We start from the raw sequence: 17,007 nt of genomic DNA, 5'->3' as shown, positions 1-17,007 counted from the left end.
TAATTATTGCGTTTTTAATGTTAACCATTTATATTTGAATTAGGTTAACAAATCGGATTTTAGCACAGCTTGATCATTTGGGGAAGAGGTTAGATGAATGTTTTTGGCAAAAAATTTGGTGGAGCTGTCCAACGTGTCAGTAAAGCCTCTTACATATGGAGACAAAATGAATGCCCAGCCATACTTGCTTCAGCATATTGAGGTGTCGATGGCTGGAGGGGAATGGATCACCTTTATTGGCCGCAACGGAAGCGGGAAAAGCACACTGGCAAGGGTGATCGCGGGATTTGGTGCGATGCATATAGAGGGAAGGGTTGAGCGGGATCCGGTTCGTTTTGTAACGGGGCAGGTTCCAATTGTTCTGCAACAGCCAGATGCTTCAATGATTGGTTCGACGCCATGGGAAGATGTCGTCATGATGCTTGAGCAGCATGGAGTAGAAGGATCGAAGATTCCAGAGCTTGCGGAAGACGCGCTGCGTCTAGTTGGTATGCATATTCGAATGCATCAACGCGTTGAGACCTTATCCGGCGGGCAAAAGCAGCTGACGGCAATTGCAGGCTGCCTAGCCGTGCAATCGCCTATGTTAATCCTCGATGAAGTAACAGCGATGCTGGACCCCGAAGCCTGTATCCATGTTCTAGAGAAGGTGCGAGAGTTGAATAAACGAGGAGTTACCGTCATCTGGATCACTCAGAAGCTTGAAGAGCTTGCAGCAAGTGACCGTGTATTGGCACTCGAGCAAGGGGAAGTGCGTTTTGATCATAAAGCAGAGAGTTTCTTCGCGAGGGATGAGGATGGCCGTAGCATCTGTGAGAGTATGGGCTTCACGGCTCCATATGTGATACAAACCGCATGGGAGTTAGAGAAGCTAGGGTTGCCGCTTGAATCGCTGCCTATGACACCTGAGACCTTAGCGAAGGCGGTGCAACAAAGATGGTAGGGGATTGGAAGTTAAATCAGGCAACGGTTGTTGCACAAAATGAACGGGAAAAGCAATTGCTGAGCGGGATTAATCTTACTTTCCGTTCAGGCGCCATTACTTTACTTGTTGGCCATAACGGTTCAGGCAAATCAACCTTATTGGAGACAATAGCAGGATTAAGACGCCTGCATAGTGGGAGTATTGAACAAGGCAATGAATCGTTATGGACAAGCGAAGGAAGAAAACCCCGGTTAAACAAGACTATCGTGATGAATACCGGAATTGCGCTGCAGCAATCGGAATCACAATGGTTCGCTTCAACCGTTAGGGAAGAGTTTGACTACTCTCTTAAACCATATGGAATCACATCGGAGGAGAGGGAGAAGAGGATTATCAGTGCAATGGAGCAGGCGGGGCTGCCACTGGAATTGCTTGAACGGGATCCTTGGACGCTAAGCGGAGGACAGCAGCGAAGGCTTGCGATCGCATGTTTATTGGCATGCGAGCCGCAATGGCTGCTGCTTGATGAGCCGACGGCGGGGTTAGACGCCGACGGCATCCGCCGCCTGTGCGCGATGCTTGATGCGCACAGGGCGGCGGGGCGCGGAGCGGTCGTGGCAACGCACGACCTCGACGCGCTGCTGCCGCTCGCGGACGAAGTCGCCGTTATTGACGGCGGCTCTGTCCGCGAAGCGGCTCCCGCGGCATCGTGGGCGGCGGCACACGCCCACGATGCCGCAGCGCCGCAGGCACAGCGCGCGCTTGCGCAGCTGCGCGCGGCAGGGTTTGCGCCGCCGGCGGAGCCAAGCGGCGCGCCGTGGCCGGCGCCGCGCGAGCTCGCGGCGCTGCTGGCGGCGCAGCGCGCCGCCACACCCGTGCAGGCTGCTGCTGCGCAAACCGCAGCCGCCTGCACGGCAGCAACAGAGCCGCCGCCAATATCGGCGGCTCCCATTACAACCACCACGCTCGCGCAGCCTAACCGGCTCGCTTCGCGCTTCGATCCGCGGGCGCTAATCGCCGCGTATCTGCTGCTTGCGACAACGATCCTGCTCCAGCATAGCTGGGCAGGGCTCGCTGTCGCCGCAGCCTTATCCGCAGCAGCGCTAATCCCGCTGTGGGAACAAATAAGGCCCTGGCTAAAAGCCATCCGGGCCTACATCATTATGATCGCAATTATTGCCATTATTGCGGGACTGCATTTTAATCCAGTATCTTTTGACTGGGCACCGGCGATGCAAAACTTACAGCGCTTCAGCGGGCTTCTGCTCGTCATGATGCTTGGCATGCCGCTTATGGCTCTCGTAACTCCGCTTCGTGTGCAGCGAAGCTTGGAGCAGACGTTTGGCTGGTTGAATCGATTTAAAGTTCCAGTTACACAAGTTGCGTTAACGGTCACCTTAATCTTCCGCTTCATTCCGCTCCTTGCAGATGAGTGGGAGCGATATGTTAAGATCGCTCATGCACGGGGGAAAGCAACAACAGCATCCAGATCACTTCCATTCCGAATGCTGCTTCCTGCAATGGTACCCTATATTCGTTCTTTACTTCGTATGGCAGAGCAAATGGCAGATGCACTGGAAGCACGGGGTATCGGACACCCGGCTGCAAAGCCAACCCAAGGCCTGCGTCTGCGATTTAGCCGAGAAGATATGCTGATTGTTATATTCGCTGCAACTGCCGCAGCCATCCTGATCTTTATTCGTTGATCTAAAATTGAACTGATACTAATTAGTTAGTCTCTAACCATTCTGATCTTTATTCCTTAGTCTCAATGATTAACCGAACTGATCTTTATTAGTTTCTGTCAATCATTTTACTGTTCTGATGCTTATGAGTTGTCTTGGTGGTTTAACCGTTCTGACCCATATAATTAGCCACATTAAATAAATGTTTATGATGATCCTGACTCTTTTAGTCAGCCCCTGCAAATCATTAATTCAATTAATATTTAACCTAATTAAATAATCAAGGGCTCAAAGGCAAAATGCAAGAGAGCTCTCTCTTCATCAAACTTTTCACTACACCAGCTGGACTTAGAACACTTGAAATAAGACCCTGCGAGGGTCTTATTTTTTAATTTTGCAAAGAATCAAGCTATCTCGAGCATCTGAAATGCAATAAGACCCTGCCTGGGTCTTATGCAGTGAACATTAAGTGGAATTAGTAATCATAAGACCCTCGCAGGGTCTTATTTTATTAATCTTCGCACAAAAATCAAGCTGCCTCGAGCATCAGAAATGCAATAAGACCCCGGGAGGGTCTTAAGAAGTGTTCGTTAAGTGCAACTAGTAATCATAAGACCCTGTGAGGGTCTTATATTCTTATTTTGAGCAAAAAATCAAGCTACATTGAGCATATGGAATGAAATAAGACCCTGCTAGGGTCTTATGCTGTGTTCATTAAGTTGTATTAGTAATCATAAGACCCTCGCAGGGTCTTATTCTCTTAATCTTGGCAAAAAATCAAGCTTCCTTAAACATCAGAAGCAATAATCGTTCGTTATATGTAACTGGTAGACAGCCATAAGACCCTCTGAGGATCTTATGACTACTATCCCATTGGACTGGACAACTCCATCACCCTACTTCAATACTCCCCTCATCATCTTCCTCCGATCATGCCTATAAAACACAACACATAACAGAACTGCCATTAATCCAAAAACTCCGCCAAGAGCGAAGCCGCTGTTTAATCCCCAGCTTTCGTTCAGCCAGCCTGCCAGGAAGGGACCAGCGAACATGCCGGCTGCGTATACCGCTTGATACAGACCCATAGCGGTCGCGCGGCCTTGGGGATTTACGTCGCGGATGGCGAGCCCAAGAAGAAGTGGGATATGCAGGCCTTGGGCAAAGCCATTAATGATCTGTGTAAACATAAGAACCCAAATATTATGAACGAAACAGATCGATATGGTGCAGATCGCACTAAGGACGAAGCCTGTGCCAATCGTGACCCAGTTGCCAAACCGCGGTGCGAACCAGCTTGCTGTGAACATCGAAGCGAGAGCATGAGGCGCCATGAAGGCGAACACAAGCAGGGTAAGCTCGAGTCCGCTGCTGCCCAGTGCCTCGGCTTTGAGCGGCGTAAATCCGAACATCGTAATGAACAGTACACAATGCGCAAGTAAAGACAGCATAGCAACCTGCAGCAGAAGCTTCGTTTGGATCACACTTCGAATCATCGAGAACGAGATTCCGCTGCGCTCATGCAGCGGTTTGTCTGGTTCATGAATGAGAAGTGCGAGCAGCAAGCCAATTCCTCCGATAACGGCCCCGAGCACAAATGGAGCATCTTCTCCAAATCCATCGGACATCCACCCACTAAGCAGCATACCGATCATCTGACCGGAGACGGTCATCACACTAATATTGCCCATCGCTTTAGTCGCTTCCTCAGCGGCAAAATAATTCGCATACATTACCGTAAAAGCGACCCATGTCGAGGCGCATAATCCTGCCATAGCACGGCCCGCAAGCGGCCACAACCAGCTTCCCGGAATAATGAACAAGAGACAGCTGACACTTGCAGCCAGCATGCCAAGCAGTATAAACGGTTTTCTTTTTCCCCAGCGATCAGACAACATCCCTAATGGAAAACGAATGAGCAGCTGCACAAAGCCGTAGCTGCCAAGCACAATACCGATTAAATCAAGCGACAGCCCTCGTGTGCTCAAATACGGAGACAATGTTGGTACGTATGTATACATCGCAATCCAGAACATTAAGGTAACCGTCATAAAAAGTAGTCGATGATTTCGTGTTGATGGTTCCATTCCTGCTACCTCCCTCATATAAATCTACTTTATAAGACATGCCTCAGCCTGTCACTTCTAATTTTGCTTACCTCCAGGAAACCTTTCACCGGGTAGAAGCGTTATAGGTGTGGCCCCTGTCAATTTTTTCTAGTGCAAGGGGTGCTGGAATGGATGAACAACTAACCAGGAAGACCGTAGTGTTAAGAGAGCTTCGAGATTGGACGCTGTCTATAATCTTGGCGATCATCATCGCATTACTGTTCCAAAATTATGTTTACGCGCAATCCGAAGTACATAACATCTCTATGCAAAATACACTTGTCGCAGGTCAGAGACTGATCGAGGATAAATGGTCCTATCGGTTCAAGTCACCAGAACGTGGTGACATTGTTGTCATCCATGGCCCAGAAAGCCCCTTAAGGTTAGTAAAGCGAGTAGTAGGACTCCCCGGCGATATCATTGATGTGCGTGATGGTGCAGTTTATTTGAACGGGATGCAATACGTAGAACCCTATGTAAAAGGGCAAACGTTATCTGGAACAATGTCATTTCCGTACACCGTTGCACCCAAGCAGTTGTTCGTCATGGGAGATAACCGCGAGCATAGTGAAGACAGCCGGGAGATTGGCCCAATTGCTTTTTCCAGTATCGAAGGGAAAGTTGTTATCCGGATTTGGCCTCTTACCAAATTTGGACTTCTATGAGAGGAGACTTAAGGTTGAACAATCTGATGCAGCATCGTCCGGTCAAACGATCGATATTACGCCTGAAGGCGGGCAAATGGTGGTTTACCAACAAGAGGAGATTGAAATGGCTGCTAAGCGGAACAAAGCTGGCCAAGATCCGCAAAGAGCAATCTTTGCCTTGTGTCGTTTATACGCATGCAACGCCGTTAATGAGACAACTACGCAATGTCGAAATGTGGCTCCAGACAAATAAAGTAATAAATCTGCGGCTGGCAGCGGAAAAGCTAAACGGCATTGTTCTGATGCCTGGCGAGACCTTTTCCTACTGGCGTGCAATTGGCAAACCTACGAGGCAAAAAGGATACGTTGACGGAATGATCTTATTTTATGGGACTTATAAGACGGGAGTTGGCGGGGGACTTTGCCAGATGTCTAATCTTCTTTATTGGATGACGCTCCATACTCCATTGCAGGTTGTTGAGCGGCATCGCCACAGCTACGATGTATTCCCTGACGCAGGACGCACGCAGCCCTTTGGGAGTGGAGCAACCTGTGCATACAATTATTTGGATCTGCAAATCTATAATTCGACGGATGAGCCGTATCAGTTGGTCGTAGGTCTTACGGAAGATAAGCTTGTGGGAGAATGGCGCTCATCTCTGCCGGCCAAATACCGTTATGAAGTGCTCGAGAAAGATCACCGCATCGAATTAAAGCCTTGGGGTGGTTATATCCGAAGCAATGCCATTTATCGAAAAAAGTATGCTCTGGAGGAAGGTGACCTGCTGGGCGAAGAATATATTACAGGCAATGAAGCGATTATGATGTACGCACCATTGCTTGAGCAGAGCTGACCATGTATGCTTGCCGCTTTCTACAGCCACACTAACCTATAGACCAATTCTTTTAGATTGGAAAATAGGAGGCTGTACGGGATGAAGTCCTTGAGACAACCGTTAATCTATATGATTCTAGTCACGATGTTTGTTATGGCTGCTCCATCGATGGCGTATGCTGAACCGGCGTATGCCAAATACGGCAGAATTGCGATGCAGGAGGCAGCTAACCGGTATCCGGAAGCTGATATTATCGATTACAAATATGAAGGACGTTTTCCATCTGGGACAACAAATGCGGAAGAGCGGTTTGTTTTATGGCTCAGAGGAGCCGGCTCCGAATTTGGCGTGCGGGTCCGCATACAAGTGGTGGCGGATACAGGCGATGTGAGAGACGTTCAATTAGAAGAAATCAATCAGTAGTCAGGATTTAAAAAAAATGAAACATCTGACGGAAGCTGACGTATTTCATGATAAGTCTTTTAGTTATAAAGTAAGTTTCATTATACCGAGAGGGGTAAATAATCATGTTAGTGTCAACAACTGCAACGCTTGAAGGACATCCTATTATCGAATATTCAGGTATTGTAACGGGTGAAGCCATTATGGGGGCGAATGTTGTCCGCGACTTTTTCGCATCAATCACCGATATTGTTGGGGGTCGTTCGGGAGCCTACGAAAGCAAACTGAAAGAAGCAAGAGATGTCGCTTTTGCCGAAATGAAAAATCAGGCTTCACGGCTTGGAGCAAATGCGATTGTTGGTATCGATATTGACTATGAGGTTGTACGTGACGGCATGCTGATGGTAGCCGTAAGTGGTACGGCAGTACGAATTTAACAAACTTTAGAGGAAGCTTCCGGCTGACCGGGGGCTTCTTTTCCATTCCTATGACCTTACGCTAGACATCGAATACTTGAAACCGTTACAATTCAGAAGTATAGGAGGCGGGATCGAATATGGATTTCATGTCCTCAATGGTTGAACAACGCATTAAGGAAGCAATGGCAAAAGGGCAATTCGATAATCTGAAAGGCAAGGGTCAGCCACTGGAGCTTGAGGATAACTCTCATGTGCCGGAAGAGCTGCGTGTGGCTTACAAGCTGCTGAGTAATGCTGGCATGATTCCTGAAGAGATGGTTATCCAGAAGGAAATTGTGAGTCTCCGTGATCTGATCCGTTTATGCCAGAATCCTGATGAACAGGCTGTCTTGAAGAAGAAGCTGACCGAGAAGGAAATCAGGTATAAGATGCTTATGGAAGCTCGGGGACTGCAGCAATCACCTGCCTTTCAGCAGTATGAGTCTAAGATCTTGAAGAAATTTGAAGGAGTGGAATGACGTGTATTCCGAAATTACACCAGCAGAAGTAGAAGAGCGCCTGAAGAGTGGCGAGAAATTGCATTTGATCGATGTTCGCGAGGATGACGAGTGGGAATCCGGACATATTCAGGAAGCAGTTAGTCTTCCTCTATCTGTGTTCGGAGAACGCTTTGGCGAGCTGCCGAAAGACGAATCACTGATTATGGTTTGCCGCAGCGGTGGTCGCAGTGGAAAAGCTTGCGATTTCCTGCATGCACAAGGCTATAAGGTAACGAATATGACCGGTGGTATGCTCGCGTGGGACGGCGAAGTCGCATACGGCAAATAATAAGGAAGCGTGCATAGTGGGAAATCCCCATTAGCACGCTTTTTTTTGTGCATGGTAACTCCATTCGTATCATATAGATTAACGCAGGAGCTTGTTCGAGTGGACGGATGGACAAGTAAAGGGCGGGTGAAGCTGTATGGACAGTATGGATGATAAGGGAATAACGATAGATCTTTCTGTGCAAGGGATGAGTTGTACCGCATGTGCGGCAAGAATTGAGAAAACAGTAGGGAAAATGCCAGGTGTTGAAGCAGTAGCGGTCAGCTATTCAGCAAGAACAGCCTGGGTGCAATATAAGCCTGATCAAATTCAACCGCTTAAGATTATGGAGCAGATAGGCAAGATCGGTTTTAAGGCGGCTCTGCCTGAGCATGCGAAGGAAGGTTTTGAGAAGGAACGCAGCCTGCTTAAGCTAAGGCTGATTATCTCGCTGATCTTAACGGCTCCTTTGCTAACGGCGATGGTTCAGCACTTGGCACCTTTTGCCAAGATCGAGATGCCTTCGTTGTTGACCAATCCTTGGCTGCAGCTTGGACTAGCTACGATTATTCAGTTCATTATTGGCCTGCCATTCTATATCGGGGCTTATCATGCGGTGCGTTCGCGTGCGACCAATATGGACGTGCTGGTAGCGACAGGTACGTCGGCTGCTTATTTGTACAGCCATTACCTCGTGTTTAATGCGGATCGTGCTGCTTTATTTGCTCATGAAGTACCCTTATATTTCGAGACATCAGCTGTTGTCATAACGGCCGTTCTACTTGGCAAATTTATCGAAGCGTCAGTGACCTCTCGGGCACAGTCGGATGCTTCGGGTTACAGCAAGCTGCTGAATACAGTGGTCAGGGTGGAGCGGGCAGGCGTGATGATGGACATTCAAACGGAATTTGTCCGAGAGAATGATTATGTCATTGTTCAAGCTGGACAGGTTATCCCTGTCGATGGGATTATAGCGAGTGGTGAATCGGAAATAAACGAGTCTTTGCTTACAGGTGAAAGCGTACCTCTAGCCAAACGTCCCGGCGATCCCGTGTGGGCGGGTACGAGGAATGACAGTGGGGCATTACGCATTCGAACGACGGCAGCAGGCCATTCCACCATGTTAAGCCGGATTGTGGATTTGGTACGGCAGGCGCAGCGTTCGAAGTCCATGATTCAACGTCAGGTGGATACGGTATCTGCCTGGTTTGTTCCTGCAATGCTGATGCTGTCGCTTGGTACTTTTGTTCTTTGGATAACGGTGGCCGACCCAGGGAATTGGACGATGGCATTCCGCTGTGCGGTTGCGGTTGTGCTTGCTGCATGCCCATGTGCATTAGGACTTGCTACACCAATCTCGCTTGTTGTAGCTTCAAGCAGGCTTGCGAAACGGGGAATTGTCGTCAAAGAGGCGGGAGCGCTCGAACGGTTAGCTCAGCTCGATATGCTTGTGCTTGATAAGACAGGTACCTTAACAGAAGGGAAGCCGCGCGTCAGTCAAGTGCACACGACGTTTGGCAGCCGTCAAGGTTTGCTGCGTCTTGCAGCTGCGGTTGAGGCAAGCTCCACACATCCACTTGCCATTGCGGTACGAGCGGAGGCTATGCAAGCGGGTCTTGTTCCACCGGCTGCAACGGATTTCGAATATACAACGGGTAAAGGGGTAGAAGCGGTTGTGGAGCAGCGGAAAATTGGTGTTGGCAACGCTAGCTTCGCAGCTACAAAGCATTGGACGTTCGCAAGCGCTTCGATTCGCAGCTTTGCAGAGGAGCGCCAGCAGCTTGGTGAGACGGTGCTCTATACATCGGATAATAATAAGGTGATCGGAGCGATTTCCTTCATTGATGCCGTTAAGCCTTATGCAAAAGCAGCAGTGACCCAGCTTCGTAAAGCCGGGGTGACGGTAATCGTAGCGACAGGAGATCATCCGGCACCAGCACTAAATGCGGCACAAATTGCCGGTATCAACCCAACACAAGTACATGCGAATATGCTCCCTGAAGATAAGCTTGCGCTCGTAGAGAGATTGAAAGAGCAGGATTATAAAGTCGGAATGGCCGGTGACGGCTGGAATGACGCTCCTGCACTAGCTGCAGCCGATGTAGGGATGGCGATGGGAGATGGAACAGATGCTGCCTTAACGGCTGGCCATATTACACTGCTGCAGCCTCGGATGACAGCTATACCGGAGGCTTTGCTGATCAGCCGTCTGACAGTTCGTAATGTCCGGCAGAATTTGACGTTTGCTTTTATCTATAACGCGCTCATTATTCCATTCGCAGCATGCGGACTGCTTCAGCCTTGGATGGCTGGAACAGCGATGGCGTTTAGTTCCGTCTCTGTTGTTGGCAATGCGATCCGGCTTAATGCTCGTCTTAGAAAAGCAGCTGTTCAACCAAGTTAGGTGCATCAGTGTAAGCTTGGCTGGACAATTCTAGAATATGGGTGGTATAGTTACGTTGGTCGTAATTGAATATTCGTGAAACAGGTGCTGCTAGAGCCATGAGGCTCTTGCAAGCTTAATAGGGAAGTCCGGTTAAAATCCGGCACGGACCCGCCACTGTAAGAAGCGGTCTACTTTGTTTAGACCTGTACGTCAGCATAAGTCACTGGGTAATGAGAGCCTGGGAAGACGCTGTACGTATACGCTTCAAGTCAGGAGACCTGCCTGTTTGCATAACGCTGTACCTACGTGGAATTAGGGAAGTGTTGGAATGAGGGATCTTGTCCTTTTTGCGTTCGCGCGCAGGGGACTTCCGGCATTTCCGGCACATTTGCCGGGAATGCCTTTTTTAATTTCACAAATAGTAGATGAGGGAGTGCAAAGGTACAATGAAAGAGAGAAACATGAAGAAACTGATTTTGGCAGTCATGCTGACCGCAATGCTTGTCATCATGGCGGCTTGCGGCTCGAACAAAGACAACACAAATGAGGGAGCAAATACAGGCACAGCCAATTCGGCAGCTCCAAGTGAGCAGCCTAGCAATAGTCCTGCTGCTGCAGCAGAGACAGTATATCCCCTTAAAGTAACGGATGCGACAGGTACTGAGTTATCCTTCGAGAAGGCGCCAACAAAGGTTGTTTCCATAGCGCCAAGTGAGACCGAAGTGATTTATGCTATTGGAGCTGGTGAAGAGGTTGTTGGTGTAGACTCTAACAGCAACTATCCAGAAGAAACAAAGTCGAAGGCTCAAGTAGGGGACATGAATACGAATATTGAAGCAGTAGTAGCGCTTAATCCAGATCTTGTACTGGCTTCATCAAGCATGAATGTCGATGCGATTGAACAGCTTCGTAAGTTGAACATTCCAGTTCTTGCAACTGATCCGTTGACTTATGATGAAACCATTGCCAAAATTGAGACAATCGGTAAAATTATGAATAAGAACGATGAAGCTGCTGGTGTAGCAGAGCATATGCGTACGGTGAAGCAGCAGGTAACTGATGCAGTGAAGGATGCTCCTAAGAAACTTGTTTATCTTGAATTCTCGCCAGGCTGGACAGTTGGTTCGGGTACATTCCTCGACGAGCTGCTCACGATTGCCGGCGGAACGAATGCAAGCAGTGCACAAGCAGGCTGGTATGAAGTAAGTGCAGAAGAGATTGTTAAGCAGAATCCTGCTATTATCCTATATCCTGATTTGGAGGTAGATCCGAACCCGATCGTCTCCGCCCTTAACAGCCGTCCAGGCTGGGATGCGATTGATGCAGTGAAGAACAAACAAATGTTTGCCATTGGCAATGACGAAAGCTCACGTGTAGGCCCACGCCTTGCAGACAGTCTGCTGGAAATTGCGAAAGTTCTTCACCCGGATCTTATTAAGTAATATGAAAAGAAAATTAGCGGTCTACGGAGGAGCAGCCATGCTCCTTCTTGCTGTTTCTATCGTAGCTAGCCTATCGATCGGCTCTTCGACGATTTCGTTCTCTGATGTATGGGGAATTCTATTACATCAACTTCCATGGATGGATGATGCAAGTGACCATTGGAGTGCTGGAGAGATCGCGATTGTCACACAAGTCAGGCTCTCCCGCGTATTGCTTGGTGTCTTAGTCGGCGCATGTCTTGGGCTTGCCGGAGCGGGATTTCAAGGTGTACTGCGTAATCCACTTGCCGATCCATACACACTAGGCGTGTCATCTGGCAGCTCGGTAGGAGCGGCTTTTCTTATTTTATTTGGTTACCAGACATTAATTGGCGAGTGGACCATTCCGGTCATTGCTTTTGTAACGGGGACACTCACTTTGCTTGGCGTATTTTTTCTTGCTCGCAGCAGAGGTGTTATGCAGATCGAGACACTTGTATTATCCGGTGTTATTATTCAATCCTTCCTTGGAGCTTTTGTATCGTTGATGGTATCGATGTCGAATGATGTGGTTAACCAGATTTTGTTCTGGCTGATGGGGTCGCTCGCGATGAAGAACTGGGCAGACATTTATGTCGTACTGCCTTGCCTTGTTATCGGCTTGCCGCTGCTCATCGCTTATGGTCAAGCGCTCAATCTGTTTGTGCTGGGTGAGCGCCATGCCGCACATCTTGGTATTCGAGTGGAACGGACGAAGCTCATTGTACTTATCGGCTCGACGCTGCTTACGGCGGCAGCTGTATCGGTCAGTGGAGTAATCGGATTTGTAGGACTGGTTGTTCCTCATCTCATCCGATTAATTGTTGGCCCTGATTATCGGCTGTTAATCCCCTTATCAGCGTTTGGCGGAGGCATCTTCATCTTATGGTCGGATACCATCGCACGAGTGGTGCTCGCACCAAAGGAAATCCCGCTAGGTGTTGTTACGGCATTATTAGGGGCTCCGTTCTTTGCTTATTTATTGTATCGACGTAAAAAAGGACAGGAGGGCCAAGTATGATCTCCGTAGAGCGATTAAGCAAGACGGTTAACGGCCGTCCTGTACTAGACAACATCACATTCGAACTGGAGCCTGGCCGAATTCATGGGATTATCGGACCAAACGGTGTAGGCAAATCAACTTTACTGCAGCTGTTATCTGGAGTCATGAAGCCTTCATCTGGCGAGGTGAGTTTTGATGGAGCGAGGATGTCTGGTTACTCCCGGAAGGCGCTTGCGAAAAGGCTTGCCGTGCTTCAACAAGGCGGCCTGCCGCCTGCTGGTTTTACGGTTAGGCAGGTCATTGAGATGGGCAGATTCCCTTATCAGAACTGGTTTGGTGATGAGAGGGAGGACCATTCGGCTTTGATTGATTTTGCTTTAGAGTCGATGGGGCTCTCCGATCTAGCCAATCGGGCATTGGATCAGCTCAGCGGTGGTGAGCGGCAGCGCGTCGCACTGGCGAAAGTGATGGTGCAGGAGCCGGAAGTAATATTACTTGATGAGCCTACAACGTATTTGGACATCGGTTATCAAGTGCAGCTGCTGGATACGGTCCGGCAATGGCAGCAGGATCGTGGCCTCACCGTTGGTGCTGTCTTGCATGATCTTAATCTGGCATCCTTGTATTGTGATCAGATTATAGTTCTGCATCAAGGCGGAGTAGCTGCAAGAGGTACACCAATGGAAGTGCTAACCGAAGCCTTAATCAGTGAAGTGTATCAGACGGAAGCTTCGATCGTGATTCACCCTATTACTGGAACACCACAAATCTTGCTGCAGCCTAAGGGTTCAAGACAGATACTAGCTGTTACATAGATACATAACGAATCGAAAGAAGGTTTGAACCAATGGCTAATTCAGCTTATGCTCAATTAGAGAACGTAATCGGACAAATTACACTTTACCAGGAATCAGCTGCTCAGCATGCAAAAGCGCATTCCGACCAATTGACAAAGCCAATTGGCAGTCTCGGTAAGCTAGAGGAAATCGCATTCCGATTAGCCGGTATATCCGGCAGATTATGGCCGAACCTCAGCCGGAAAGCAGTAGTTGTGATGGCTGGTGACCATGGCGTCTGTGAGGAAGGAGTAAGTGCTTATCCTCAAGAGGTTACTCCACAGATGGTGTTGAACTTCCTTGGCGGCGGAGCTGCGGTAAATGTGCTTGCTCGTCAAGCAGGAGCTGATGTGTATTGCGTGGATATGGGCGTTAATGCCGATATTGAGCATCCTGATTTGATCAACCGCAAGGTTGTACGAGGAACAGCCAATATGGCGAAGCAGCCTGCGATGAGCCGGGACGAGGCGATGCAGGCCATTATGGCCGGTATTCAAGTTGCCGACGAGTTGGCGAAGCAGGGGTATCGATTGTTTGCGACAGGTGAGATGGGGATTGGTAATACAACGCCTAGCGCAGCACTAACTTCGGTATTAACCGGATTATCACCGGAACAGTCGGTTGGCAGAGGGACTGGCATTAATGATGAGAGCTGGAGACATAAGATTGAAGTCGTTAAACGGGCGATTGCTGTCAACGAGCCAGATGCAGCAGATCCGATCGATGTGCTTGCCAAGGTTGGCGGAGCAGAGATTGCGGGGATGGCTGGCTTCATCATTGGAGCAGCGGCAAATGGCTGCCCAGTTGTGATAGACGGTTTTATTTCTTCCGTTGCTGCGCTGGTAGCGGTACGTCTGGCGGAGCAAGTGAAGCCTTATCTATTTGCATCCCATCTATCCCAAGAGCAAGGCCATGCTACAGTGCTGGAATCGATGGGTTTGTCGCCGATGATTCAACTGGATATGAGGCTTGGCGAAGGAACAGGTGCCGTATTATGCTTCCATTTCATTGATGCAGCATTAAAGCTGATGCAGGAAATGGCGACTTTTGATAGTGCAGGTGTCTCCAGAGAGTAGGTGCTATAAAGATGGTGATGTTAGTGACCGGTGGGGCGAGGAGCGGCAAAAGCTCCTTCGCTGAGCAGTTGGCTGCCCGGTTAGGTGAAGATGGAGTCTACCTCGCTACGAGCCGGGTGTGGGATGAAGAAATGGCGGAGCGGGTAGAGATGCATCGCCGCAGCCGGGAGCAAGGCGATTTCAAATGGGAAACCATAGAAGAACCGTTGGAGCTGCCTAGACGTCTGCTTGAGTTGACAAGCGAAGCAGCCAAGCAGATAGAGCTCGGACAGAAACCACCAGTAGTACTCGTTGATTGTTTGACCTTATGGCTGACGAATCTACTGCTGGAAGTAGAAGAGCGGGAACAATCCGAATCAGCGGTAGAACAACATCCTGTTCCTGTTATATGGATGGGTGAACAAATCGATGCGTTTATCCGAGCTGCATCGGAATACCCTTATCCTCTCATACTTGTTACCAACGAAGTGGGAGATGGGATCGTTCCTGCGTATCCGCTTGGCAGAAGATTTAGAGATGAAGCGGGAAGGCTTAATCAACGGATTGCTGCCGCTTCCGAGAAGGTTTTCCTTGTTACAGCGGGAATTCCAATTGAACTAAAAGCCTTACAATTTCGGTGGGAGAGCTTATGATCTTTTATTCTTTGCATGAAATCTTGCTGCTTATTGCTGCAGCTATTGCGATAGACTGGATCATCGGCGATCCGAAGTGGCCGACCCATCCTGTAATTTGGATCGGTCGGCTTATTCGTGTGCTTGAGAGGTATCTTCGGGCTAATGAGGAGGGGCGAAGCGCAGCACAGGTAAAAGCAACTGGGATCCTCCTCATGGCGGTAACCCTGGTTCTATCTTTTGGAACAATGTGGGCAATTACGGCCGCAGCAGCTTGGATTCATCCATGGGTCGGCTATATCGTCAGCGCTTGGTTTATTTCGACGACAATTGCTGTCAAAGGGCTGAAGGATGCAGCGATGCTCGTCTACCGCCCTTTAATTGCCGATAGATTAGAAGACGCACGTAAATACGTGGGATATATCGTAGGTCGTGATACCTCACAATTAACGCCTTCAGAAGCTTCAAGAGCGGCTGTCGAGACGGTAGCGGAAAATACGGTAGATGCCTTTGTATCACCAATATTGTTCGCTCTGATAGGCGCTGCGCCAGTAGCGATGATGTATCGTGCTGCCAATACCCTTGATTCCATGGTTGGTTACCGTAATGAACATTATGTAAACTTTGGGTGGTGTTCAGCAAGAATCGATGATGTTCTGAATTATATACCGGCACGATTAACAGGATTGATGTTAACGGTTGCAGCCCTCCTGCATAAAAGGATGTCTGCTGCACGTGCCTGGTCATCCATAAGTAAGTTTGCCCGCCGCCATCCAAGCCCTAACAGTGGTATCCCGGAATCAGCTGTAGCAGGTGCGCTTGGCATTGAGCTTGGCGGTCTCAATTATTACTTTGGCGAGCCAAGCGAGCGGGCAAGAATGGGTTGGCCGCTAAGAGAGCTGGAGCCTTATGATATCGTGCGTTCCGTTTGGCTGTTATACGTGGTAAGTATTCTGATAATGGTTGGAGTGTTAACGATATGGTTATTTCTACTATAAAGCGCCATGGACAAGCCGCAGCCGCTGCTTTACAATTTCTGACGCGAATCCCGGTACCGCTTACGGTTCCTTTTGAGCCGGTGACGCTTGCACGGACGGTCATTTATTTTCCATTGGCTGGTGTAATCATCGGAGCTATACTTGCTGGTGTGCTTGGTGTGCTCGAGCTCTTTTCACCATCCATGCCTTCAGCGGTGCTGCTGCTTATTGTCTGGACAGCGTTAAGTGGAGGGCTGCATCTTGATGGCTGGATGGATACGGCCGATGGTGTACTGAGCCATCGCTCGCGTGAACGGATGCTGGAAATTATGAAGGACAGCCGTGTTGGCGCTATGGGTGTAATCGCCGCGGTCCTGCTGCTGCTGTTCAAATTTGCTGTGCTGGCAGAATGGCTGGGACAGGAGGATGGAAAGCATGTGGTGTCACTACTTGCAATTGTCCCGATCTGGAGTCGTTGGTGGATGGGAGCAGCCATTGCAGGCTGGCCAAATGCGAGACAAGGAGAAGGGATCGGGGCATTGTTCCATCTTGCTTCCCTTCGTCAAGTGACGGGAGGATTTGTAGTAGCAGTTCTCTTAACGGTTATATGTACAACGATTGATGGTTTTTCATTGTATGAAACGATAGTCGTCTTGATTGGTTGTGTGTTGCTTACATGGATAAGTGGGACATTGCTCGCGGTATGGCTTAGCCGTAAACTTGGCGGATTAACAGGAGATACCTACGGTGCTTTGAACGAAGCAGTTGAAGCGGTTCTATTATTTGCAGGTTTACTGGCTATTCACGTAATCTAGCGATGAGAGGGGAA

General features: G+C 49.0%; 17 protein-coding genes and 1 riboswitch. Of the genes, 16 read left to right on the top strand and 1 reads right to left on the bottom strand.

Going from position 1 to position 17,007, the window contains the following annotated elements:
- The first annotated feature begins 97 nt into the window (after window positions 1-97).
- Window positions 98-943 (top strand): ATP-binding cassette domain-containing protein, encoded by an 846-nt coding sequence (locus FHS17_RS22275; RefSeq protein ID WP_167280672.1) that lies wholly within the window; start codon window positions 98-100, stop codon window positions 941-943.
- Window positions 937-2,631, top strand: a complete 1,695-nt coding sequence (locus tag FHS17_RS22270) for an ATP-binding cassette domain-containing protein (protein WP_167280671.1) — start codon at window positions 937-939, stop codon at window positions 2,629-2,631. Before FHS17_RS22275 ends, FHS17_RS22270 begins: the two co-directional genes overlap by 7 nt.
- A gap of 875 nt (window positions 2,632-3,506) precedes the next feature.
- Here FHS17_RS22270 and FHS17_RS22265 read toward each other — a convergent pair.
- Entirely contained in the window at window positions 3,507-4,697 is a 1,191-nt protein-coding gene (locus FHS17_RS22265; RefSeq protein WP_167280670.1) for an MFS transporter, read from the bottom strand.
- A 149-nt stretch (window positions 4,698-4,846) separates the two neighbouring features.
- On the opposite strand from FHS17_RS22265, the gene lepB reads away from it, so the two are divergent.
- The 14 genes from lepB to cobS all read left to right on the top strand — a co-directional run bounded on the left by lepB (window position 4,847) and on the right by cobS (window position 16,993).
- Window positions 4,847-5,383 carry a signal peptidase I gene (lepB, locus tag FHS17_RS22260; protein ID WP_167280669.1) on the top strand — a complete coding sequence of 179 codons (537 nt, stop codon included), beginning with the start codon at window positions 4,847-4,849 and terminating at the stop codon, window positions 5,381-5,383.
- 26 nt (window positions 5,384-5,409) lie between these two features.
- Window positions 5,410-6,219 carry a VanW family protein gene (locus FHS17_RS22255; protein ID WP_243865511.1) on the top strand — a complete coding sequence of 270 codons (810 nt, stop codon included), beginning with the start codon at window positions 5,410-5,412 and terminating at the stop codon, window positions 6,217-6,219.
- An 81-nt stretch (window positions 6,220-6,300) separates the two neighbouring features.
- The gene (locus tag FHS17_RS22250) at window positions 6,301-6,624 is read left to right on the top strand and encodes a DUF3889 domain-containing protein (RefSeq protein ID WP_167280667.1); all 324 of its coding nucleotides are present in this window, start codon (window positions 6,301-6,303) and stop codon (window positions 6,622-6,624) included.
- Between the two features lie 104 nt (window positions 6,625-6,728).
- Window positions 6,729-7,040, top strand: coding sequence for a heavy metal-binding domain-containing protein (locus tag FHS17_RS22245; protein WP_167280666.1), 312 nt, complete (start codon window positions 6,729-6,731; stop codon window positions 7,038-7,040).
- 119 nt (window positions 7,041-7,159) lie between these two features.
- Window positions 7,160-7,540, top strand: a complete 381-nt coding sequence (locus tag FHS17_RS22240; RefSeq protein ID WP_167280665.1) for a DnaJ family domain-containing protein — start codon at window positions 7,160-7,162, stop codon at window positions 7,538-7,540.
- 1 nt (window position 7,541) lies between these two features.
- Window positions 7,542-7,850 carry a rhodanese-like domain-containing protein gene (locus FHS17_RS22235; RefSeq protein WP_167280664.1) on the top strand — a complete coding sequence of 103 codons (309 nt, stop codon included), beginning with the start codon at window positions 7,542-7,544 and terminating at the stop codon, window positions 7,848-7,850.
- A 136-nt stretch (window positions 7,851-7,986) separates the two neighbouring features.
- Window positions 7,987-10,233, top strand: a complete 2,247-nt coding sequence (locus FHS17_RS22230) for a heavy metal translocating P-type ATPase (RefSeq protein WP_167280663.1) — start codon at window positions 7,987-7,989, stop codon at window positions 10,231-10,233.
- A gap of 65 nt (window positions 10,234-10,298) precedes the next feature.
- Window positions 10,299-10,515: riboswitch (cobalamin riboswitch) on the top strand.
- Between the two features lie 146 nt (window positions 10,516-10,661).
- Window positions 10,662-11,657, top strand: coding sequence for an ABC transporter substrate-binding protein (locus tag FHS17_RS22225; RefSeq protein ID WP_167280662.1), 996 nt, complete (start codon window positions 10,662-10,664; stop codon window positions 11,655-11,657).
- 1 nt (window position 11,658) lies between these two features.
- Window positions 11,659-12,696: a FecCD family ABC transporter permease gene (locus FHS17_RS22220; protein ID WP_167280661.1), complete on the top strand. Its 1,038-nt coding sequence runs from the start codon at window positions 11,659-11,661 to the stop codon at window positions 12,694-12,696.
- On the top strand, window positions 12,693-13,493 hold the full coding sequence (locus tag FHS17_RS22215; protein WP_167280660.1) for a heme ABC transporter ATP-binding protein: 801 nt from the start codon (window positions 12,693-12,695) through the stop codon (window positions 13,491-13,493). The genes FHS17_RS22220 and FHS17_RS22215 overlap by 4 nt, the downstream gene beginning before the upstream one ends.
- 32 nt (window positions 13,494-13,525) lie before the next feature.
- Window positions 13,526-14,590, top strand: coding sequence for a nicotinate-nucleotide--dimethylbenzimidazole phosphoribosyltransferase (gene cobT / locus FHS17_RS22210; protein WP_167280659.1), 1,065 nt, complete (start codon window positions 13,526-13,528; stop codon window positions 14,588-14,590).
- 11 nt (window positions 14,591-14,601) lie between these two features.
- A complete protein-coding gene (gene cobU, locus FHS17_RS22205) occupies window positions 14,602-15,222 on the top strand; it encodes a bifunctional adenosylcobinamide kinase/adenosylcobinamide-phosphate guanylyltransferase (protein WP_167280658.1) in 621 nt (206 codons plus the stop codon).
- Window positions 15,219-16,199: an adenosylcobinamide-phosphate synthase CbiB gene (gene cbiB, locus FHS17_RS22200; protein WP_167280657.1), complete on the top strand. Its 981-nt coding sequence runs from the start codon at window positions 15,219-15,221 to the stop codon at window positions 16,197-16,199. Before cobU ends, cbiB begins: the two co-directional genes overlap by 4 nt.
- Window positions 16,181-16,993, top strand: coding sequence for an adenosylcobinamide-GDP ribazoletransferase (cobS, locus tag FHS17_RS22195; RefSeq protein WP_167280656.1), 813 nt, complete (start codon window positions 16,181-16,183; stop codon window positions 16,991-16,993). The genes cbiB and cobS overlap by 19 nt, the downstream gene beginning before the upstream one ends.
- The last annotated feature ends 14 nt before the right edge of the window (window positions 16,994-17,007 follow it).

Source organism: Paenibacillus lupini, assembly GCF_011761355.1.
Lineage (GTDB): Bacteria > Bacillota > Bacilli > Paenibacillales > Paenibacillaceae > Pristimantibacillus > Pristimantibacillus lupini.
Note: the sequence above shows the minus strand (reverse complement) of the source record. Positions and strands in the feature narration are given on the sequence as shown.